Genomic DNA, 21,628 nt, shown 5'->3' on the forward strand with positions numbered 1-21,628 from the left:
TCTTTTTAATTGAGAATAATAATCACCTTCATTATATTGATAATAGCATTAAAATAAGTAATATAAGGTGATTAATATATTTTTTAAATTAAAATTATTATAATGTAGCTATATATTAACATACATTGTTTCAGATGTGAAGAATAAAAACCAGAAAGATTTCTTATATTGAAAAAGCGGGATAGAACTCATTCCAGAAAAAGAAGTTTTGATTCGGAAAAAGGGGTTGCATCTTCTTTACAAGCAATGAAATTGAAAATAATGAATAGTGATAAAAAGGCAAGACAAAAAAATTTGATGTATAATGTATAAAAATGGTATATTCAAAAATGTTATGAAAAAGGGACTAAAAGGTTAACGGCTTTCATAAGAAGTGAAAAAATTTATAATAGAAACTTGGAAAAACATCTGACAAGCCTTTTTAGCGTTTTGCTTAAGACCAACCTTCTTGGAAAAATTCAATACCGGATTCCTGTACTCGTGAAATTATTTAGAAAGAAATGAGGTTTGTTTATGAATAAAATTTTTGCCATTATGGTATTTGCCGGGGTTCCTTTGTCCGTTATAGGGGCTCTGCTTCATTGGCCAGCTGTCATGATGTTTGTCGTTTATTGTTTCACCATTATTGCATTGGCCAGTTATATGGGCAGAGCGACAGAAAGTTTGGCCATTATTGCCGGGCCCAGAATTGGCGGACTTTTAAATGCGACATTTGGAAATGCCGTTGAATTAATTATTTCTATTTTTTCTTTAAAAGCGGGTCTTGTTGAAGTTGTATTGGCTTCTTTGACTGGTTCGGTTTTAGGAAATCTGCTTTTAGTTGCCGGGCTTTCCTTTTTTTTAGGGGGACTGAAATTTAAAAGGCAAAAGTTTAATGTGTATGACGCCAGACATAATTCCGGGCTGTTAATGTTTGCTGTCATTGTGGCCTTTGTTATCCCGGAAATTTTTTCATTAAAGATGACTGGAGACAAAACTTTTTCATTAAGCATTGGGATTGCAGTAATCATGATTCTCTTGTACTTGGCTGCCTTGTACTTTAAATTGGTTACTCATCGCGGAGTGTATCATTCCACACAAGAAAGTCAGGAAGAGCATGAAGAGCCGGAATGGAAAAAAGGGAAAGCCATGGTTATATTGGCGTTGGCGACGATTGCAGTGGCTTACGTTTCTGAAAATCTGGTACATACATTTGAAGTTGTGGCGGACAAATTCGGCTGGAGTGAATTGTTTATCGGGGTCATTATAGTCGCCATAGTCGGAAATGCAGCGGAGCATGCTTCTGCCGTTCTTATGTCCATGAAAAATAAAATGGATATCGCAGTGGAAATTGCCATCGGCTCTACACTCCAAGTAGCTATGTTTGTAGCGCCGATATTGGTGCTCGCATCGATGTTTTTTGAACAGTCTATGCCGTTAATCTTTACGTTGCCAGAATTAATTTCCATGGTCACGGCCGTCTTGTTGACGATTGTCATCCAAAACGACGGAGAATCGAACTGGTTTGAAGGGCTGACATTAATAGCCGCCTATTTCATAATGGGAATAGGATTTTATTTGCTGTAGCAAACAAAATCTGGTATGGAAGAATAAGCAGTGATTAAAAATTCTATTTTAATGAAAGAGATTGGTTTATTCTTAAACGCTGACAATTAGTCAGCGTTTTTCATTTTCATAAGCTTTTTTACCTATCATAGCCGTTCTCTTTTTTCTTGAAAAAGGGATAGGAAAAAGAATATGGGAAACTCTATAAAAAAGTAGACATCGAAGAGAAGGGAGTAAAGCATTCATGAAAGTGTACCGCATTGTCCTGATAACTTTCTTTCTATCCCTGTTCACCGTAACGGCTGCGGAGGCGGCCATAAAAAGCGACAATCGGCATTATCAAATGCCTTCATCTGTGATGAATATAGCGAAAGAAAACACCTATCCGAACCCGACGCAAGATCTCCCATCTTTGCAGCCAAGCGAATTTACGAAGGATTTGCTGAGTACATCTAAAGTGAAAATTGAAAATCCCGATTTAATTCGAATGTTGAATGAAACTTCCATTAACAAAACACCCTTTGCTATCGGATTGAGAGCCACTATTTATTTGGGGGAATGGCCTCTTAATTATGAATCGAGCGAAACGGTTCCCAATTGGGAATATCAAAAAATCAATACGAATTATTTTGATAACCGCGGCGGTAATGCCAATTACAAAATCCATTATGTACAGGAAATGCAAAAACAGATTAAAGGCGGTTTAACCGCTAAAATTCCACATGCAGATGATGTTCAGAAAATGATGATGCTGACTGCGGCACAAAAAACAAAACTTCCACTTTCATTTTCAACAACGATTGGAGCCGGTACGAAAAAAAGCCAGGTTTATAATATCCCGGCACAAAGGCTTGGCTATTTATATGCATACGCACCCGCGGTGAATGAAAAAGGAAAAGTTACGTATGGAGAAGTATTTATTGTACTGAAAGGAATGAAAAGATCGATTGTTGTCAAGAATGTAACCTCACAAGGAATTGGAGCGTGGATTCCCATTCAGGACCATGTGACGTTTGCCTTCGTCACATCGAGCGAACCTAAATAGAAAGAATGATGAAGGCCAGAACCAAAGCAGGAGGATGAACCATTATCATCCGCTTGTGTTAGGTGTCTGGTCTTTTGTTGGAAACAGGGTTTCTTGCGGTGCAAATTGCTTTTTTGAAAAAGCTTGATTATGATAAAAAAGAAGGGAGAGAAAATAGTGGGGAAAACAATTTATGATACAAATAAACAGCTGAGCTATTTAAAAGAGAGACTGAACATGTTTTTGACGGTATTGGATTCATTGGAACCAGAATCAACGGATATTGAAGATATCGATCGATTAATTCAAATCGTCGAGGAAATAGAAGAAAAATACAAGCAGTTTCGCGACAGATAGCAGCCGTTTTTTTTCGGCTGCTTGTTATTTTCCACTTATGAACGTTTCACCCATTTAGTGTTGCATGAAAAAAGAAGAGCTGTGCAATGCGTCTTTCATGACTGCAAGCACGGCGTTTCCATAAACTTTTTTGTAACCGATTCCATATTTGTCTTTTCAACCTTCAGCTCACAAAGTATAATGATAGGGGAAATTTTTTGTCTATTTTGTCAATACATATTTTTTGCAGTAAAAGGGAGAGGGGAAAACATGGATTTCGAAAAGTTTAAAGAGAGTATGTACCAATTGATTGTAGAGACTTCCACTAATTTGCCAAAAGATGTCCGCCGAGCCATTTTGGCTGCTAAAAGGAAAGAAAATGCCGGTACAAGAGCGGCTATGAGCTTAGCTACTATTACCCAAAATATTCAAATGGCCGATGACAATGTTTCGCCTATTTGCCAAGATACGGGGCTGCCTACTTTTAAAATCAAAACACCAGTCGGAGTGAACCAAATCAAGTTAAAACAGGCGATTTATGAGGCGATCGAACAGGCGACAAAAGATGGAAAATTGCGTCCTAATTCGGTCGATTCCTTAACGGGCAAGAACTCTGGAAATAATATTGGAGCCGGGACGCCTGTCATTAAATTCGAGCAGTGGGAAGAAGATTATATAGATGTCCGTTTGATTTTAAAAGGCGGCGGATGCGAAAATAAAAACATTCAATACAGCTTGCCTTGTGAATTGGAAGGATTGGGAAGAGCGGGACGTGATTTGGACGGCATTCGTAAATGTATTTTGCATGCCGTTTATCAAGCTCAAGGACAAGGCTGCAGCGCCGGATTTATTGGAGTCGGAATCGGAGGAGATCGTTCATCCGGATATGATTTGGCTAAAGAGCAATTATTCAGACCGGTGGATGATGTCAATCCGAATGAAGATTTGCGCAAGCTGGAAGAGTATATTATGGAAAATGCTAACAAGCTAGGAATCGGAACGATGGGATTTGGAGGAGAAACGACTCTCCTTGGCTGCAAAATTGGCGTCATGAACCGAATTCCTGCCAGCTTCTTTGTTTCCGTGGCTTATAACTGCTGGGCATTCCGCCGTCTCGGCGTTAAGATTGATCTGAATACTGGAGCCATTTCCGAATGGTTGTATCAAGATGGAGAAAAAGTCACTTTTGAACTATCGGAAGCAGAAAAAGAAACGGCAGCATCTAATGAAGATTCATCGAAAAGAAAAGTCGTCACTTTAGAAGCGCCGATTACGGAAGAACAAATACGCCAGCTGAAAGTAGGGGACGTTGTTCAAATTAACGGTATGATGTATACAGGCCGTGATGCCATACACAAATACTTAATGGATCATGATGCACCAGTTGATCTAAACGGTCAAATCATTTATCACTGCGGTCCGGTCATGCTGAAAGATGACGAAGGAAATTGGCATGTCAAAGCGGCTGGTCCGACTACTTCGATTCGCGAAGAGCCTTATCAAGGAGACATTATGAAAAAATTTGGCATCCGTGCCGTGATCGGAAAAGGTGGCATGGGACCGAAAACGTTGGCGGCGTTAAAAGAACATGGCGGCGTATATTTGAATGCTATTGGTGGTGCTGCGCAATATTATGCGGATTGCATTCAATCAGTAGTAGGCGTGGATTTAATGGAATTTGGCATTCCTGAAGCCATGTGGCATTTAAGAGTGAAAGGATTTACGGCCGTTGTCACGATGGATTCCCACGGAAATAGCCTGCATGAAGATGTGGAGAAATCTTCATTGGAAAAATTGGCGCAATTGAAAGAACCTGTATTTCAATAATCCTATCGGGAGGATGACTTTTCGTCATCCTTTTTTTATTTTACAACTTACAGAAAAAGGAATGGAAAAGTCGGCATGAATCCTTTTTTTTCACAAAAAATAGGCAAGACAGATCCTGCATTTCATGGCAAGAAAGCAACAAGAAATACGTTGTAAAGGAAGGATAACATGCGAAGACGTACACTGATAGTATGGATAAGCGCGCTTTTGCTGGCATGTTTCATGGCGACGCCTGCATCGGCGCTTTCTAATCAACCTATTCATTGGGGATTTAAAAAAGCTCAAAACGGAAAACCGGCAGAAGCGGGACAGGAATATGACGAGCTGTTGGCCAAGTACGGGAGTTATTATAAAGGGCCAAGCAACAAAAAAATTCTTTATTTAACGTTTGATAATGGATATGAAAATGGCTATACAGCTCAAATTTTAGACGTGCTCAAAAAAGAACATGTGCCGGCGACATTTTTTGTAACAGGACACTATTTAAAAACAGCCCCCGAACTGGTGCAAAGAATGGTGAAAGAAGGGCATATCGTTGGAAATCATTCTTGGAGCCACCCTGACTTAACGCAAGTGAGCGACGAAAAACTAAAGCTGGAATTAAATAAAGTAAAAGAGGAAACAGCCAAATTGACGAAGCAAAAAGAGATGAACTATATGCGTCCACCGCGGGGGATTTTAAGTGAGAGAACATTGGCTTTGGCGAAAGAGGAAGGATATACCCATGTTCTTTGGTCGCTTGCATTTGTCGACTGGCAGACCAATAATCAAAAAGGGTGGAAATACGCCTATCAAAACATCATGGCTCAGGCTCATCCGGGCGCGATTTTATTGCTTCATACTGTATCGAAAGACAACGCGGAAGCTTTAGAAAAAGTCATCCAAGATTTAAAAAAAGAAGGCTATCAATTTAAAAGCTTGGATTATTTAACAAAAAGCCAAAACAAAAAGAAGTGATCCCATAACTCCCACCAGCAGCGGACTATGATCGGGATTGAGTTGGCTCTCGCAAACCATATTTTTGGGGAGGTGTCGTCCATAAATTTGGATAGAAGGACTGGTTGAAATAACCATCCTATAAATATGGTAAGTATTGGAAATGCCTAAACTGTTTAGAAATGATCTCGGTATTGAACCGGGGTCATTTTTAAATTCCTTTTGACAACAACCATGATGATGCTTTTGACTGCTTTAATGCTTACAGTTTCACATCTTTTAGATTTCACTTCACCCTTTAAATAGCAGAATAAGAATTCAGTTGAGCATTATCCCGACCATTTCCTTTCTAAATATTTGATGAATCCCCTCATTTATTACTTTATATTGAAAAAAGGGATAATTGTAATGGAACCCTTTTTTTGAATGAAGGAACGCTTCAGGGCAAATTGATTTGAATATAGCTTCTTTAAGTTTTTCTAAGGTTCTAAAAACAATATCCATCTATAAAGAAGCGGATAAATAATGGGTAAGTATCTCATTTGTACTTCCATTGAATACAGGATAAATAGTCTGTTTGACCATATGCATATATAGATAAGACATTTTTTATCAAAGGGTTCGCCTCATAGGTAAATCGCCAACGATCTAAGCATTATTAACAGTTTTTTATTTTGAATACATAGAAAAACCCGAATAAGGAGCACAGTTTTCATTCTTGTCCAATATTCGGGTTATGGTTCATCAATCAACACCTTTTTTTATTTAATAAACAGTTTATTCAATTAACTGAAGGGGATAGGTTAATGTTTTCTACATTTTTTTCTTAAAAATTCGCAATGAAATAAAGAAAATGATAACGCCTACGCACAAAATGATAAATTGTATTCCTGGTTCTCCCTTAGTTATGACATCATAAAAAGTCCATATTAATAGAGCTAAGGAATAGAAATAGGATAAAATTTTTGTCGATTTATCAGCTTGATATCGTTCCATTTCATCCGCTTTCCTCATTTTATTTTTCCCTCCCATATAAAAATAACTCATCTACAGTGGTATTGAGGACTTTGGATAACTTAAATGCTAACTCTAAAGTTGGATCATACTTGTCATTTTCAATGGCATTTATAGTTTGCCTTGTTACATTACATTGTTCAGCTAATTGGGCTTGAGATAGCATTTTTTGTTCTCGAAGCAATCGAATTCGATTCTCCATCACGTTAACCGTCCTTTTTTTATAATACTTAATACTTGTTATGTCAAAAGTTTTTGATATATTTATTATATAATTTTCAGACAAAAGTGTCAAAAGTTTTTTGCATGATTGAACGAAAGGCTTGGGTTAGGATGTCCTCTTTCATATATATCAATACTTAGTTTTTTCTTTACATGGGTAAGATAAAGAGGAAGTCGAAAAAGAAATACAGAACGTTTGCGCAGCCATTGATGTATCTCTAAGTAAGTAGGAGACGATATAACAACATAAGGTTAATTACTCAACTTTCGCAGTGAAAAATTTATGAATAATCCTTGATTTGATAGGTTTCTTTGGGTATCTCATATTCACTTGACACTGAAAAAATTCGTCTAAAAAACAAAAAGACACCTCTTTCTTTTGGTAAACTATTGGTGACCAAACCAAAAAAACCAAAGAAAGAAAGGTGTCACCATTATGATAACGAAAAAAGAGTATTTTGCGCAATTACCAAAAGAAATAAAAGACGGATTTTCTGAATTACAAATTGGTAATCATTTAAGAAAAGCAGGAATTATCAAGGCTTGTGGTTATTCTTGTTTATCGATTTTTCAACTATTATTTCTTCTTGTTTTTCAATACAGAAACTGGTACCACGCCTTACAAAGCAAAAAGGCTGCCGATTTACCAGGAAAAGATACCATTTATCGTTTTTTGAACTCGTCTACGTATAACTGGAGAACCTTTTTACTATCTCTGAGCTCCGAAGTGATTCGTCGTGTGAAACAAACGATTTCGAAGCGCCGTGTTACCGTGTTTATTGTAGACGATTCGATTTATTCTCGTAACCGTAGTAAATCGGTTGAGCTTCTAGCTAAAGTATTCGATCATTCCACTCGTCAGTTTGTCAATGGTTTTCAACTATTAACGCTCGGATGGTCCGATGGCTTTACATTTGTACCTATCGATTTCGCTCTTTTGAGTTCAGCGAACCAAAAGAATCGCTTGAACGAAATCCATTCGTCCATTGATAAACGAACCACAGGCTACAAACGACGGCTCGAGGCATTGGAAGCAAAACCAAACATGGTGTTGAAATTAGTAGAACATGCATTGGATAAAGGAATTTTCGCTGATTATGTGCTCATGGATACATGGTTTACTCATGCCCCGTTGGTGGAGAAGATTCACTCCAAAGGCCTTTTTGTCATTGGTATGGTCAAACAGCTGAAACAACGGTATCTTTTCAACGGAGAACGTTTAACCTTGGAACAACTGTATCGAAAAGCGAAACGAGACATTGGCAAAAAAGAAACACTCGGCTCGATTCACGCAACCCTTCATACGGGTTTACCAGTGAAAATCGTGTTTGTGCGGAATCGAAACAACCAAAGTGAATGGCTAGCCATTTTGAGTACAGATACCACGCTGTCTAATGAAGAAATCGTTCGAATCTATGGGATGCGTTGGGACATTGAAACCTTTTTTAAATTCAGTAAATCGTTTTTACATTTAGCCAAAGAGTTTCAAGGTCGTTCCTATGACATGATGATTAGCCATACTACCATTGTCTTCACTCGGTATATCTTGATTGCTTGGCAACTTCGGAAAGAAGAGGATCCGAAGACCATGGGCAACTTATTCTTGTTTCTATGTGACGAAGTAAAGGAGATGGACTTTAAAACGGCTTTACTACAATTGATTTCTCTTTTCCAAACTTTGGCTGAAGCTAAGGTTTATTTGAGTATGGACATTTTTCAGTGTCAACTGTCCAATTGGATTACTTCTTTACCTCGTTATATCAAGGACTGTCTCCATATTTCTGTGTGCGAAAGTTGAGTTAATTATGAACAACTAAACTACACACGAGTCGATGTTTGATAAGGTCGATTGTTACATTAAAGCTTTGCCACCGAGGCAACCATTTTTAAATAATAACTTTCATTCTTTCTTCGAGAGGCCACATTTCTTTTTCTTTCTACCGTCAGTTGGATCTTATCCGCCCTTTAAGCATCCAGTGATGACCTTTTTGATAAAATCACCTACAAGGCGATTCCGGTAAGTGCTTGAAGACTTTTCACAAATTTTTTGCCATAACTCCAATATGTTACGGATTTTCTCTGAATAGGTAGACCTGCATTTTTACTAAATATTTCAATTAGATTAGACGTTTGGACAAAGATTTCTAGTGCTATCAACTCACAGAGGAAAACATAACAGCATTTATGTAAAAAACTTTTTACTTAATGTATTTTTTTATATAGGCTAGTTGTATAATCAAATGCAACAAGCATAAAAAATGAAAAACCATAGATAAACCACGTATGATTAAGTCGACTAAAACAATATCGATACGGAGGATTTATCTATGGCAATTACTAATTCTACCATAGGAGCTCGGCATTTCAAACACTTAACGGCTTATGACCGTGGGAAAATTGCGGCCTTACACGCTGCTGGTAAGACTCAACAGGAGATTGCAGATTATGTTGGTTGTCACAAAAGCACCATCTCCCGTGAGTTAAGAAGAGGTACAGTGCCACAAAGAAAAAGCAACGGGAAAATTGTTCATGTCTATTTTCCAGACACAGGTCAACTTCTCTATGAGAGAAACAGGAAAGCCTGTGGCCGCAAGCTAAAACTAGACGATGCCATCGAGTTTATTAAGTATGCCGAAACTCAGATCCTTGATAAGAAATGGTCTCCTGATGCGGTATGTGGGAGAGCCAAACGTGATGGGAAATTCAAAGACAAAATGGTTTGCACCAAGACCCTTTATAACTATATTGATCTAGGACTTATAGGCGTTAAAAACATTGACCTACCTATGAAAATTACCCTGAACACCAAGAAAAAACGTAACCGGAAGAATAAGAAGATCTTAGGACGCAGTATCGATGAGCGACCAATTGAAGTCAATGAACGCCAAGAGTTTGGTCACTGGGAAATTGATACGGTTATAGGCAAGAAGACTAAAGATCAGGCCTTATTGACTCTTACTGAGCGCAAAACCCGTAAAGAAATAATTTTGAGAGTGACAGCCAAGGATAGTCTATCCGTTTCAGAAGTCATATCTCAGTTGAAAGTGTCTTATGGTAATCGGTTCTCTAAAGTGTTTAAAACCATTACGGCTGATAACGGTTCTGAATTTGCTGACCTCGGCCTTAGTGTTGAAAAAGATCTAACAGAGGTTTATTTTACACACCCTTACACATCCTGTGAACGAGGAACCAACGAGCGTCATAATGGCCTTATTAGGCGCTTCATACCAAAGGGGAGACCCATTTCCTCTGTGGCAGACGAAACCATTACCTATGTTGAAAATTGGTGTAACCATCTTCCAAGGAAGATCCTCAATTATCGTACACCTGAGGAGTGTTTCCAAATAGAGTTAGCTGGCTTAGCTTCTTAACCTTAAGCCAGCTAACCCAAAGGGTTGGTTTTTAGCAACTTGACAAAGAGCCTCTGCGGGCATGGCTACCAGCCATGAAGCCAGGTATACGGTACTGGCTGGGCCAACCAGGCTACCATGCCCGCCACTCCACGTCAAGTTGCGCAGAGTGTCCCGATTCTACTTAATCATGGGTTATCTGGTCTTTCAATACTTGTTGCATTTAATATTGCAATTTAAGATTTTTTTATATATAATGAATGTAAAGAATTTTTTACCTTCCCATTATTTTTCATTAGATTTTCTAATAAACTAGTAAATTAACAATTGCAGATGTTTATTGCTTACGAAATTTTATAATTGCCCAGTCTTAACAAAAAGTGATTGAGAATAAACAGTTCTCTTATCAACTTTTTGTTTTTTATGGCTCTATGTCAATTGTTGGTGTACACTGATCGAAGTGCCCCCTTTTTTGTAGTTGACTAGATGAGTGAACATAAAGCTTTATTTCTTAGTCTCTTAAAATTCCGAATGCCAAATGACATTCGTTTAATGACTTTTATCTTGTTGTTGATCCCCTCAATAAATCCGTTGGTGTAGGGGAAGAGAAAGGAATTTAAGATCTCCTTTTCCCAGTTTTTGAATGTTCTTTTCATGTATGGATATTCTTCGAGTCCTGACTCCTCTATGACCTTATAGAGGTGCTCAAGGTTTCTTTTGGCGTTTGTTTTGTCGCTTTCCTTCAGCCACTTATGGAAGGTTTCTTTTACGATATAGGCCTTCTTTAAGTCAGGGACCAGTGAAAAGAAATAGTTCAGCTGTTCCATTTCATCTGCATTCAAATGGGCATGTGGCTTATGAAGCAGATAACGCAACTTCTTCATGGATTTACGATCCTTCTCTTGAAAGTTTTTCTGGACTCTCTTCCTTACCCGTTCCAATGCCCATACATTATGCCGAACATAATGGAATCGATCGACCACCAGAATCGGTTTATCAAAACTTTTCAAAGCGAGCGTCTTGTAGGGCTGCCCACATATCCATGACCACCATCTGTACTTTCTCCCTTGGAAGTGTACGGAAGTATTCCTTTAGGGTGGATAGATTCCTGTTAGGAATGATATCGTAAACCCTTCGGTTTACAGGATCGCCAATGATACATTGGTACTTGCCCGTTTCAGAAGTCCCTTTCCATTCATCAATGGCCAGAACTTTCGGGAGGGCCTTATTGTCATAGGAATAGTACTTGTCAAAGAGCCGAATGACGGTGGAATGCCCAATTCCTGTTTCCTTGGCAACCTGCTTAAAGTTATACTCCCTCACTTTAACCAAAAGTGCTTGGAGAAGTCGTTTCGTGTGGCGCTGGTAACGTTCTAGAAAAGAATAGGGTTCGTAGAACCGTTTTCCACAGGACTTACATCTGTATCGTCGCTTTCTCAAGATGAGAAAGCAATATTTTTCAAAGACCTTTACATCACGAATCTTTTGAATCCGATCATCATGGACAGAGGAAGTTTCCTTCTGACAGCAGGGGCATTTTTGAACTTTTACAGGCGTTTGAATATGGATTTCAAAGTGAGTGATTTGGTCCACTACATGAGTGATTTCAACATCTTCTAACCCAAGCAGTTTTGTGATAAAATGAGAATGCATTTACGAAATCTCCCTTTCGATGTAGTCGCCAACTATCATTTTAAAGGGAGATCTTCGTAAGTGCTTTTATTTTGCCTGTAAAATCCTTAACCCCAATATTTAGTATAGAATCTTTTATTTAAAGCAAAATGAACTATTAAGCGAAATATAGGGGGATTATAGTATTTTTTGTTTATTTGTGTAAAAATTCAGTAAAAAAGGTTGCAGAAAAAGTAGATAAATGGTAATATTTGTTTTGGGTTCCGTTGGATATTTTTACTAAAAATGGGAAGGTGGATTAGAGATGATTAGTATGCTTTCTACTAAACAACGAAATTTATATTTTGCATTATTTGTTGTATCTTTATTAATCGCTATTGTTTTAGCTTTTAAAGGAGGTACAGACTCAAACGTTGTAACTATTTTAAATAAATTAGGAATCTATAATCCTCCAAGCTGGCTAGTTTGGGCGCTAGTAGCAGCAGGAGGCACATCTGTAATTGTTAGTTTATTAGTTTCTGGTGGCTGGATTGCTTCTGTTCCAGCATGGGCTGAAGCTGCTTTACTTGCCGCTGATTCTTATTCTGTTTAATACAGGTTAATTCTTTGATTCCCAACGGAACCTTTTAATAATAGAAAGTAATGGTGCCAATATGAAAGTAAAACACATTCTATTCTTAGGGATATCTTTAGGAATATTCATCTTGTTTTTTTTAATAGGTTTCTTAACTGCGAGCCCTCATCCTCAGGAATTTAAACAAGTTAATGTTTCTTTTTTGAGCATATATAGTCAAAATTTGAAAGTAGCATTCTTGATTATATTGACAGGGGTAATTTCAATGGGGATGATGCCAATCTTACTATTAGCGCAAAATGCACTTATATTTGGTATAGGAGTTAAAAATATATTGTTTGCACCAAAAATGATAGGACTGATTTTGCTTCATGGCAGCATTGAGATGCCGATGTTTATTGTGGCTACATATTTGAGTTTGTCCTTAACGTATAAAATCTTTAAAAATAGGAGGTATATGTCTATAAGAACTGTGGTATTTATTAGCTCTGTAATTGTATTAGGTCTTCTAGTGGCTGGGTTGTTAGAGGCGTTTGTTACACCTACTCTGATAAAGTGAGTGAGAAAAATGTATAAAAACTTAAAGCTAACATGTTCGAACTGTAATAAAAGTATACAAAGTAACGAAAACTTCTCAGTTATATTAAGCCTACCTAATAAATTTGTGATGCCCGTAGGACGATTGGACGCTATGATAGCTCAACGTGGAAAACAAATTTTATGTGCTGAATGTTATAAAAAGAATTAGGAGTATAAACTATGTTTACAACTGTCGAATTAATGTTTAATACAAATCAGGGTTTAGAAAAGATTGAACAGAGAAAAAACTTTGTATTTTTCTTATTTACTATTACTATAATATCTACGCTTTTAATTTATTTAACTCTTTCAGATTCAATTGATCGTATTGTTAATAGTTTGAATCATCAAACTTATTCCAATTTAAGACCTAGTAGTATTAGAAGTTTTATGTCCATAATGATAGTAATCATAGGAGCTTTGTTTCCTATATTTACAATAGCAACAAACTCATTTTTGTTTTATTTAGCTGGTAAATTCTTTTTATCAGAGCTTACTTATAAAAAATTATTTAAGCTCTTTACCTATTTATATCCTTTAACCATACTTGCAAATATAATTAATTTTATTCCAAAACACTATTTCCATCTTCAAACCCATATTAGATTAACATCTATTAATGCAATTTTTCATTTTGATGGAAAAATTGGTTTATTGTTAAATGGAATAGATTTTTTCCAGATATGGACACTGGTAATAGTATATTTTAGTTTAGTTAAATTAGGGAAGATGCCTAAAAGTAGCAGTTTAACAGTTGTAATATCTTATTTTGCTATTACTACACTTTGTTCAGTATTTTTGTGATTTTTTATTACTCCTTTGTAAATATACTATTGATTTTTACTAGTTTAATGTTTATTAAAGAAATGTTTTTTTACAGATAAAGTAATTTGTGTATCATGTAGGTGATTATAATTTGCATAATAAAATAAAGTATCTCCGGAATCGAAAGGGAATATCGAAAAAAGCTTAGCCGAAAAATGTGGTGTAACTAGGCAAACTATACATGCTATTGAGAGTAATAAATACGATCCAACATTAGAATTGGCATTCAGGTTATCAGAGAATCTGAATACAACAGTCGATAGATTATTTTTGTATAAAAAATGCAAATTAATGATGGAATATTAAGAATCTTATCATCTATGAATCTATTTTGGGTCAACATTTAAAAAGAGGATCATTGTTAATAGGGAGTAACATTATGGAACTAGAACGAACAGAAAAAGTAAATACAAAAAAGAAATGGATTGTGGCAGGGATTGCTATTTTAATCCTCTTGGTGGTCGCGATAAATGTGATTTTTATGGAAAAAAGAAAGAACGTGACAAAGACCGTTCAGCTGATGAGTGTCACAAAAAGACCAATTAGTAATACGAAACTGATTTCCGGCCAAGTTGTGCCAGGAAAAGTAGAAACAATTTATCTCGATCCTTCCAAAGGGAAGATAAAGGAAATCTATGTAAAAGAAGGCCAAGAGGTAGAAAAAGGCCAAAAGCTGTTCACTTATGAAAATGATGACTTAAATCTACAATTAAAACAAGCAAGCATTGATAAAAAAATAACGATGTTGAATTACAATCAAGTGAACGACAAAATCAAAGCTTTGGAAAAAGAAAAAAAGGCTGCAAGCGACAATGCTTCCCTTTCATCATTAGAATCTCAACTAGAAGAGCTGGAAAATCAGAAGAAATCCATTGAGTTAGAAATGGAAAAAAATCAATTACAAGAAGAGGAATTGCAATCCAAATTAAATCAATTAACGATACATAGTCCTATAAATGGTTATGTGAAAAATTTGCATCAAGATTTAGAAGAAAGTACTGGGATTACAGATGAAGGAACTTCTTCAGAAACGATGGGTCTTCAAGGAACGCCTATCATGAATATTGTCTCGAAAGAACCATTTCAAATTCAAGGAACTTTAACGGAATTGCAAAAAGCACAAATACAAGCTGACCAGCCGATTAAAGTAACCGCAAATGCTGTGCCCAATAAATCTTGGGATGGACAGATTGTGGAGGTAAGTGAATTTCCCGCAGAAACGAATCAAGGAACCGGACAGCTTTCCGGAGAAGCAGGACAATCGACGTCCAATCTTTCTTATTATACCTTTAAAGCAAAACTTCATTCTCAAGAGGGATTATCTCCAGGGTATCATGTAGCCATTCAGGTCGTCTTGTCCTCTAAAAAAGTATTGACCGTTCCGCAAAACAGTGTTCAGGAAAAAGATGGTTCTACCTTTGTATATGTCATGTCAAAAGGAAAAGTGCAAAAGCGAAACATTACTACTGGGATTAGCACGGGAGAATGGACGGAAGTAGTAGATGGTTTAAAAGAAGGGGAAAAAGTAGTGAAAAATCCTTCTCACACGATGGATTCGGGCATGGAAGTGGAGATTAAATGATTAGCTTAAAAAATATTCAAAAGAACTACTCGCAAGGATCTTTAGAAGTAGCTGCTCTTCAAAATATCAACCTGGAGATTGAACAAGGGGAATTCGTTTCCATCATGGGGCCATCCGGTTCAGGAAAATCGACACTTATGAATATTATCGGTTGTTTAGATCGCCCCACCAGTGGAAGCTATATCCTTAATCATATCGATGTTTTGAAGGCAGAAGAATCTAAAATGGCTCTTATTCGAAATCAATATATCGGATTCGTATTTCAACAATTTCACTTGCTGCCTCGTTTATCAGCTTTAGCCAATGTCGAACTCCCTCTTCTCTATGGCGGAATGAGAAAAAAAGAAAGACAAAGACGTTCGATAGAAGCCTTAGAAAAAGTGGGATTGGCTGATCGTATGAATCATTTACCTAATCAACTATCGGGAGGACAAAAACAGCGTGTGGCGATTGCTCGAGCGATTGCGACCAAACCAACGTTAATTTTGGCCGATGAACCGACAGGAGCTTTAGATTCTACCGCTAGTGAGCAAATCATGAACATTTTTACTCAATTAAACAAAGAAGGAATCACCATTATCATCGTCACACATGAAAAAGAGGTAGCTGCTTATACTTCACGCCATATCCATATTAAAGACGGAAAAATCATACAAGACGAGAGGTATAGTCTATGAATTTGTTAGATAGCATTAAAATAGCGCTCACTTCTATTCTCTCTCACAAAATGCGTTCTATTTTAACCATGTTGGGAATCATTATTGGGGTTGGTTCCATTATTGCGGTAGTAGCGATCGGACAGGGAGGTTCTGAAGCATTAAAATCCCAATTGGCGGGTTCGGGCAATAATACGTTAGAAATTCAATTTCAACCGGATGAGGACGAACTATCGGATCTATCTATAAATGACTCTCCTACTTTTACACAAGAGGACTTATTTCAATTAAGGAAGATACCTGAGGTTTCTCACGTTATTCCTACTAATACAAGCATGGATTCGATCATGATTGGAGATAAATCAATCAATGCCAGTATAACAGGAATTATTCATGACTATTTTGCGGTTCATTCGGTACAAGTAACAAAAGGACGCATGTTGTCTGAACATGATTTTTCTCAGTCGAATAATGTTGTGATGATCAATGAGAAAGCAGAACAAGAATTCTTTAAAAGAGAACGTTCTGTCGGTTCCATTATTACGATCAAGGGGCAGCCGTTTCAGGTTGTTGGCGTTTATAAGACGGGAAATCAATCATTTTTGGATTCACCAGAAGTGCTTATGCCGATATCCCTTTGGCCTGCGCTGTTTGGAACTGAGAATATACAATCCGTTACTATTCAAACCAAGAATGTGAATCAATTAGAGCTGGCCGGTAAAAAAGCAGTCAATATGCTCAATCATACGAAATCAGCTGATCTAAAAGGGAAATATGTCATTTTTGATCTGGAAACGTTAAAACAAGGGATTTCGAAAATAACGAATATTATGACCATGATTATCGCCGGAATAGCGAGCATTTCTTTGCTTGTTGGCGGAATAGGTGTAATGAATATTATGTTAGTATCCGTCACAGAGAGGACAAGGGAGATTGGGATCCGAAAAGCATTAGGAGCATCAAGAGGAAAGATTTTATTACAGTTTTTGATTGAATCGATGATGCTAACCCTTTTAGGCGGAATGATTGGCATCGGTTTAGGAGTAGGGGGAGCTTACATCATATCCGCCTTTGCCCATTGGCCGCCTCTCGTATCGCCTCAAGTGGTCATAGGAGGAGTATTATTCTCCATGGTTTTAGGCATCATTTTTGGATTAATTCCGGCTAATAAAGCAGCTAAAATGGAGCCCATTGAAGCTTTGCGTTATGAATAATGGAAAGGAAGAGATCAGATGGAAACAAAAGTAGAAGTGAATGAAGAGATCATGAAAAAACCTTCTTTAAGCGGCATGATTTTTTCTCCTGCCGTTCAGTTTGAAAGAATGAAAACAAACGCGCCCATAGGACTCCCTCTGTTTTATATGACGGTGTTGTTTGCGGTTGCGGGGGGGATTGGCGGATATATAGGTTTAAACAGTTCCGATTTAAAGGATTTGGATATTCACGTTCCGGCCGCTTTTACGATTGGAACTGCCGTTATAGTCAGCATATTTTCAGGCATCATTGGCTTTTTATTAACAGCTCTATTTTATAAAATCTGCATGATGTTGATGGGGAATGATACAAAGTATAAAAAACTTTTTGCCATTATAATGTATGCAAGTGTGATTTCTGTCATAGGCGGTATTATAAATGAAATCATTAACCTGGCGGTGGGTGCAGATAAAGTCACTTCCTTTACCAGTCTTGCCCCTCTCGTTACGGGAAATAAAACGTTGAATGCTATAGCTCAAAACTTCGATGTTTTTCGCATTTGGTACTATGTCGTCCTAGGGATAGGTCTGCATATAGCAGCAGGATTAAGCAAAAATAAAGTGGTGATTCTTCTCGTTATTTTATTCGTCATCGTGGCCGGCATTAGCAGTTTAGGAGCATTCCTTCCTGGTCAGTAAACGATGGATTATCTTATATACTTAACAAAATTAAAAGGTGTTTACTACGGACAATAGTATACACCTCTTTTTTATGTCATTTATTTTCTCTGTTTTCGGTTTTTCTATTTTTTGGCAATTCCCGTCGTTTTTGCTTTAGAAATTGCGCCTTCTAATCTAATATCTTCTTGTTTTTCTGCAGCAGTAATCATAAAGGAATTTAGGGCAGAAATTCGATTTCATGAGATAAAGATGGTAGAATGAGACAAATCATATCTGGTTCCATTAATAAATAGTTGTCATGAGTACAAAAGATGATTCATAATGAAGACCGTAATATTGGCTGCATGCGCTTTAAGAACAGAAAGCGGGTGAAGAAACGTGAGTTCCAATCAACAAGTGAAAATTAAAAAACACCAGACTTTTCCGCTTACGATTAAAAGACTTGGAATCAACGGAGAAGGAGTTGGATATTTTAAACGGCAAGTCGTATTTGTTCCCGGTGCGCTGCCGGGAGAAGAAGTAGTGGTGGAAGCGACAAATGTGCATCCCAATTTTACGGAAGGGCGAATCAAAAAAATCAGAAAGAAATCCCCTTTTCGTGTAAAACCCCCATGTTCCGTTTATGAGATATGTGGAGGCTGCCAGCTGCAGCATTTGTCCTACGAACGACAATTGGTCGAAAAGCGGGATATCTTAATTCAAGCTCTTGAACGCCATACCCAGTTTGATATAACACAAATCGAAATTCGGCCAACCATCGGCATGGAAGACCCGTGGCACTACCGGAATAAAAGCCAATTTCAGCTTGGAAAGCAAAAGGAGCGGGTGATTTCAGGGCTTTATCAATTGAATTCTCATAAGCTGGTCGATATTTCAACATGTATCGTTCAGCATCCAGAAACGGATAAAGCGACGCAGATTATTCGAGAAATTTTGTCCGACTTGCACATTCCTATTTTTGACGGACACACCAAAACTCCTGCTGTTAGAACCATCGTCACTCGAATTGGGACAAAAACCGGCCAAATTCAAGTGGTTCTCATTACTACTCATAAAGAACTTCCGAAAAAACAACTCATTGTGGATGAAATCAAAAAAAGACTGCCAAACGTTGTCTCCATTATGCAAAATGTGAATCCAAAAAAGACATCGCTGATATTCGGAGAGAAAACGTATTTATTGTATGGAGAGCCTTCCATTACAGAGCAATTGGAACAATTCAGTTATGAACTGTCCGCGCGTGCATTTTTCCAATTAAACCCTGAACAAACGATCAAGCTTTACAACGAAGTGAACAAAGCAGCTTCGCTCACAGGAGAGGAAAAAGTGTTAGATGCTTATTGCGGGGTTGGAACGATCGGACTGTGGCTTGGAAAAGACGCTAAAGAAGTACGTGGTATGGATGTCATCCCGGAAGCAATAGAAGATGCCCGTAAAAATGCTGAAAAACATGGCATGTCACATTTCGTCTATGAAACCGGAACAGCCGAAGAATGGCTGCCAAAATGGAAAAAACAAGGATGGATTCCCGATGTTGTGGTCGTTGACCCGCCTAGATCCGGATGCGACCGTGAATTTTTGAAAACGATCATGAACATCAAACCAAAGAGAATTGTGTATGTTTCCTGCAACCCTTCCACGTTAGCCAAAGATTTGCAGACGCTAAGCCCATTGTACAAAATCCATCACATCCAACCCGTCGATATGTTCCCAATGACCGCACATGTTGAATCTGTCACACAGTTGGAATTAAAGTTGTAAAGCCAAAATAAACTCTTGCCATTCACAATAAACTCCTGCCAAAATGAAAACAAAGTTGTGCAAAAGTGTGGGAAAAGGTGTGAGTAAAAAGGAGAAACCCATCTCCCTCAAGCCTTTTCCCCTATTTTCTATCACGACTTTATTTTCAAACATAATAAAGTTCTGCCAGAAAAAATCGAAGCAAAAATCGAGAAAATGAGAGATTCGTGCATGACTTTATTATGAATGGAAAAATATAGGTAGCGTAGGAATGCGGGTTGAAGGGGTGGAGAGTAGCAGGAGTTTATTATGATTGAACAGAAGCTGTAGAACATAAATAAACTCTTGGCATTCACAATAAACTAGAATTTTTGTTTTCTCAACAAAAGTCCATATTGTATCGAGTAAACGCTCAGTCGTATGACTGAGCGTTTTTAATGTGCGCCCGGCATGTACATGAACTATAGGGTGTAAGTCCCGAACCCCGAAGACAGAAGTAGAGGTTAGCCAAGAGCAAGGGTGTCCGTGGTGACGCGGAATCTGAAGGAAGCTGGAGGCAAAACACCGGTCCGAGGAACACGAACCTCATATAAGGCTAGGTATGATGGAGTGAGTTTGCATAACAAAACAAAGCTCTTTCTGTCGAAGGTCATATCGAGTAAATGAGGCGGATAGATGGTGTGAAAGTGCATGTACTTACCCGGGGAGGTCTGGCGGATATGTGAAGTACTCTTCATAACCTACTTAGTGATAAGTAGCTGAACCGTCAGAAGTCAGCAGAGGTCATAGTATTAGTTGGTCTAGAACAACTAAGAAGGACCGAACAATTAAGAGAGAATAGCCCTTGGTATTCAGTGAGTCATGATGAACACAGAAAACGTAGTACCTCACTTGAGGGAGGAAGCGGTGAATCCCGTGGGAGACCTCTTGGAGGGTGGAGTGACCACTGGCATAAAGAGAACAGCTATTCACGGAAGTTATAAAGACTTGCGTCAATTATCTTAATTGAACCGCCGTATACGGAACCGTACGTACGGTGGTGTGAGAGGACGGGAGTTAATCGCTCCCTCCTACTCGATTGTGTTTGTTTCTCAACTGTACTAGAGGAGAGTTAATATTTCTTATGGGTTGATTATGACTTGAGAAAAGAGGATAGGAAAGTGGAAAAATAGAAATGATTAGGTATATTGACCTGCTTTGGGGAGACTTCTATAATTTGTTCATCGTTGGAAAGATGACAAAGGGAACTATCGGTGGTTTGAAGAATATACAACGCCTATGTTTGAAAAGGGAGAATTAATAGCCATTCACGGAATTATCAGGAATATAGATGAAAAAGTGAAATTACAGCAGGATTTAGAATATAGAATTACCCATGATGCTTTAACAAATATATACAATCGAGAATTTTTTGAGCAAAGTATGGAGAAATACAATAATCACGTAAATACATCTGTGGCCATTATTTTGTGTGATTTGGATGAGTTAAAGTATTTGAATGATAACCACGGCCATAAAAAAGGTGACTTTCTCATAAAAGAGTCTGCTAAGTTATTAAACCAATTTTTCTCGGAGAATGCGATTGTTGCAAGGATTGGTGGAGATGAGTTTGCTGTTATCATAAAAGATGCAGATAAAGTAGAAGTTGAACATCTCTGTCAAAATCTTTCCGCAGAAATTAGTGAGTACAACAGAAACAGCAAAGATATAAAAATCAAAATGTCGATGGGATATGCTTTTAGTAAGTATTCCATCGGAAAAATGGAGAAGTTATTTGCTGCAGCTGACAAAAATATGTATCAAGATAAAAAGGCAAAGAAAGAGCAGAAGTTGATTCAATTAGGACTATGATTGTAGAGAGCATTGACGGGTGATTATTTTTTTATTTAAGTCAAATTGAAAAATTCACATA

19 protein-coding genes and 1 pseudogene are annotated in these 21,628 nt (G+C 37.6%); 17 read left to right on the forward strand and 3 right to left on the reverse strand.

Features of this window, described 5'->3' with window-relative positions; translation table 11 throughout:
- The first annotated feature begins 513 nt into the window (after window positions 1–513).
- From cax to pdaA, 5 genes are all read left to right on the forward strand, one after another.
- Window positions 514–1,566 carry a calcium/proton exchanger gene (gene cax / locus NST81_RS04025; RefSeq protein WP_328201955.1) on the forward strand — a complete coding sequence of 351 codons (1,053 nt, stop codon included), beginning with the start codon at window positions 514–516 and terminating at the stop codon, window positions 1,564–1,566.
- A 223-nt stretch (window positions 1,567–1,789) separates the two neighbouring features.
- Window positions 1,790–2,590 carry a YfkD famly protein gene (locus NST81_RS04030; RefSeq protein WP_048622723.1) on the forward strand — a complete coding sequence of 267 codons (801 nt, stop codon included), beginning with the start codon at window positions 1,790–1,792 and terminating at the stop codon, window positions 2,588–2,590.
- Window positions 2,591–2,746: 156 nt separating this feature from the next.
- A complete protein-coding gene (locus tag NST81_RS04035; RefSeq protein ID WP_003354697.1) occupies window positions 2,747–2,926 on the forward strand; it encodes an SE1561 family protein in 180 nt (59 codons plus the stop codon).
- 249 nt (window positions 2,927–3,175) lie between these two features.
- A complete protein-coding gene (locus NST81_RS04040) occupies window positions 3,176–4,732 on the forward strand; it encodes a fumarate hydratase (protein WP_328201957.1) in 1,557 nt (518 codons plus the stop codon).
- 168 nt (window positions 4,733–4,900) lie between these two features.
- Complete coding sequence (gene pdaA, locus NST81_RS04045; protein ID WP_328201959.1) at window positions 4,901–5,689, forward strand: delta-lactam-biosynthetic de-N-acetylase; 789 nt, start codon at window positions 4,901–4,903, stop codon at window positions 5,687–5,689.
- Between the two features lie 994 nt (window positions 5,690–6,683).
- Here the strand turns inward: pdaA and NST81_RS04050 are convergent.
- A complete protein-coding gene (locus NST81_RS04050; RefSeq protein WP_003354701.1) occupies window positions 6,684–6,884 on the reverse strand; it encodes a helix-turn-helix transcriptional regulator in 201 nt (66 codons plus the stop codon).
- A 456-nt stretch (window positions 6,885–7,340) separates the two neighbouring features.
- Here NST81_RS04050 and NST81_RS04055 point away from each other — a divergent pair, with 456 nt between their 5' ends.
- Both NST81_RS04055 and NST81_RS04060 read left to right on the forward strand, forming a co-directional pair.
- Window positions 7,341–8,702, forward strand: coding sequence for an IS4 family transposase (locus tag NST81_RS04055; protein ID WP_003353499.1), 1,362 nt, complete (start codon window positions 7,341–7,343; stop codon window positions 8,700–8,702).
- Between the two features lie 529 nt (window positions 8,703–9,231).
- Complete coding sequence (locus NST81_RS04060) at window positions 9,232–10,275, forward strand: IS30 family transposase (RefSeq protein WP_048622401.1); 1,044 nt, start codon at window positions 9,232–9,234, stop codon at window positions 10,273–10,275.
- A 461-nt stretch (window positions 10,276–10,736) separates the two neighbouring features.
- On the opposite strand, the gene NST81_RS04065 is transcribed toward NST81_RS04060, so the two are convergent.
- Window positions 10,737–11,237 (reverse strand): transposase, encoded by a 501-nt coding sequence (locus tag NST81_RS04065; protein WP_255288034.1) that lies wholly within the window; start codon window positions 11,235–11,237, stop codon window positions 10,737–10,739.
- A gap of 13 nt (window positions 11,238–11,250) precedes the next feature.
- Window positions 11,251–11,907 (reverse strand): ISL3 family transposase, encoded by a 657-nt coding sequence (locus NST81_RS04070; protein ID WP_061778563.1) that lies wholly within the window; start codon window positions 11,905–11,907, stop codon window positions 11,251–11,253.
- Between the two features lie 283 nt (window positions 11,908–12,190).
- Here NST81_RS04070 and NST81_RS04075 point away from each other — a divergent pair, with 283 nt between their 5' ends.
- From NST81_RS04075 to NST81_RS04120, 10 genes and pseudogenes are all read left to right on the forward strand, one after another.
- Window positions 12,191–12,478, forward strand: coding sequence for a hypothetical protein (locus tag NST81_RS04075; protein WP_341028549.1), 288 nt, complete (start codon window positions 12,191–12,193; stop codon window positions 12,476–12,478).
- Between the two features lie 61 nt (window positions 12,479–12,539).
- Window positions 12,540–13,019, forward strand: a complete 480-nt coding sequence (locus NST81_RS04080; RefSeq protein ID WP_082142239.1) for a stage II sporulation protein M — start codon at window positions 12,540–12,542, stop codon at window positions 13,017–13,019.
- Between the two features lie 200 nt (window positions 13,020–13,219).
- Window positions 13,220–13,843: a YIP1 family protein gene (locus NST81_RS04085; RefSeq protein ID WP_048622728.1), complete on the forward strand. Its 624-nt coding sequence runs from the start codon at window positions 13,220–13,222 to the stop codon at window positions 13,841–13,843.
- Window positions 13,844–13,955: 112 nt separating this feature from the next.
- Window positions 13,956–14,170 (forward strand): annotated as a pseudogene (locus NST81_RS04090) (helix-turn-helix transcriptional regulator).
- Between the two features lie 73 nt (window positions 14,171–14,243).
- Window positions 14,244–15,446 carry an efflux RND transporter periplasmic adaptor subunit gene (locus tag NST81_RS04095; protein WP_048622729.1) on the forward strand — a complete coding sequence of 401 codons (1,203 nt, stop codon included), beginning with the start codon at window positions 14,244–14,246 and terminating at the stop codon, window positions 15,444–15,446.
- The gene (locus NST81_RS04100) at window positions 15,443–16,123 is read left to right on the forward strand and encodes an ABC transporter ATP-binding protein (protein WP_048622730.1); all 681 of its coding nucleotides are present in this window, start codon (window positions 15,443–15,445) and stop codon (window positions 16,121–16,123) included. The genes NST81_RS04095 and NST81_RS04100 overlap by 4 nt, the downstream gene beginning before the upstream one ends.
- Window positions 16,120–17,316, forward strand: coding sequence for an ABC transporter permease (locus NST81_RS04105; protein WP_048622731.1), 1,197 nt, complete (start codon window positions 16,120–16,122; stop codon window positions 17,314–17,316). Before NST81_RS04100 ends, NST81_RS04105 begins: the two co-directional genes overlap by 4 nt.
- Before the next feature lie 18 nt (window positions 17,317–17,334).
- Window positions 17,335–17,994 (forward strand): Yip1 family protein, encoded by a 660-nt coding sequence (locus NST81_RS04110; protein ID WP_048622732.1) that lies wholly within the window; start codon window positions 17,335–17,337, stop codon window positions 17,992–17,994.
- 360 nt (window positions 17,995–18,354) lie between these two features.
- The gene (gene rlmD / locus NST81_RS04115; RefSeq protein ID WP_048622733.1) at window positions 18,355–19,737 is read left to right on the forward strand and encodes a 23S rRNA (uracil(1939)-C(5))-methyltransferase RlmD; all 1,383 of its coding nucleotides are present in this window, start codon (window positions 18,355–18,357) and stop codon (window positions 19,735–19,737) included.
- A gap of 1,257 nt (window positions 19,738–20,994) precedes the next feature.
- Window positions 20,995–21,567, forward strand: a complete 573-nt coding sequence (locus tag NST81_RS04120; protein WP_053083214.1) for a GGDEF domain-containing protein — start codon at window positions 20,995–20,997, stop codon at window positions 21,565–21,567.
- Window positions 21,568–21,628: the final 61 nt, after the last annotated feature.

This window comes from Bacillus sp. FSL W8-0223 (genome assembly GCF_038006805.1).
In the GTDB taxonomy this organism is placed as follows: Bacteria; Bacillota; Bacilli; order Bacillales; family DSM-4216; genus Bacillus_O; species Bacillus_O smithii.

Bases quoted from the DNA above. Each gene is read 5' to 3' on its own strand.
- NST81_RS04040 (WP_328201957.1), top strand. From the start codon at position 3,176: ATGGATTTCGAAAAGTTTAAAGAGAGTATGTACCAATTGATTGTAGAG.
- NST81_RS04060 (WP_048622401.1), top strand. From the start codon at position 9,232: ATGGCAATTACTAATTCTACCATAGGAGCTCGGCATTTCAAACACTTA.
- NST81_RS04120 (WP_053083214.1), top strand. From the start codon at position 20,995: ATGTTTGAAAAGGGAGAATTAATAGCCATTCACGGAATTATCAGGAAT.
- NST81_RS04110 (WP_048622732.1), top strand. From the start codon at position 17,335: ATGGAAACAAAAGTAGAAGTGAATGAAGAGATCATGAAAAAACCTTCT.
- NST81_RS04030 (WP_048622723.1), top strand. From the start codon at position 1,790: ATGAAAGTGTACCGCATTGTCCTGATAACTTTCTTTCTATCCCTGTTC.
- NST81_RS04095 (WP_048622729.1), top strand. From the start codon at position 14,244: ATGGAACTAGAACGAACAGAAAAAGTAAATACAAAAAAGAAATGGATT.
- cax (WP_328201955.1), top strand. From the start codon at position 514: ATGAATAAAATTTTTGCCATTATGGTATTTGCCGGGGTTCCTTTGTCC.
- NST81_RS04055 (WP_003353499.1), top strand. From the start codon at position 7,341: ATGATAACGAAAAAAGAGTATTTTGCGCAATTACCAAAAGAAATAAAA.
- NST81_RS04100 (WP_048622730.1), top strand. From the start codon at position 15,443: ATGATTAGCTTAAAAAATATTCAAAAGAACTACTCGCAAGGATCTTTA.
- NST81_RS04075 (WP_341028549.1), top strand. From the start codon at position 12,191: ATGATTAGTATGCTTTCTACTAAACAACGAAATTTATATTTTGCATTA.
- NST81_RS04085 (WP_048622728.1), top strand. From the start codon at position 13,220: ATGTTTACAACTGTCGAATTAATGTTTAATACAAATCAGGGTTTAGAA.
- NST81_RS04105 (WP_048622731.1), top strand. From the start codon at position 16,120: ATGAATTTGTTAGATAGCATTAAAATAGCGCTCACTTCTATTCTCTCT.
- NST81_RS04080 (WP_082142239.1), top strand. From the start codon at position 12,540: ATGAAAGTAAAACACATTCTATTCTTAGGGATATCTTTAGGAATATTC.
- NST81_RS04050 (WP_003354701.1), bottom strand. From the start codon at position 6,884: ATGGAGAATCGAATTCGATTGCTTCGAGAACAAAAAATGCTATCTCAA.
- NST81_RS04070 (WP_061778563.1), bottom strand. From the start codon at position 11,907: ATGCATTCTCATTTTATCACAAAACTGCTTGGGTTAGAAGATGTTGAA.
- pdaA (WP_328201959.1), top strand. From the start codon at position 4,901: ATGCGAAGACGTACACTGATAGTATGGATAAGCGCGCTTTTGCTGGCA.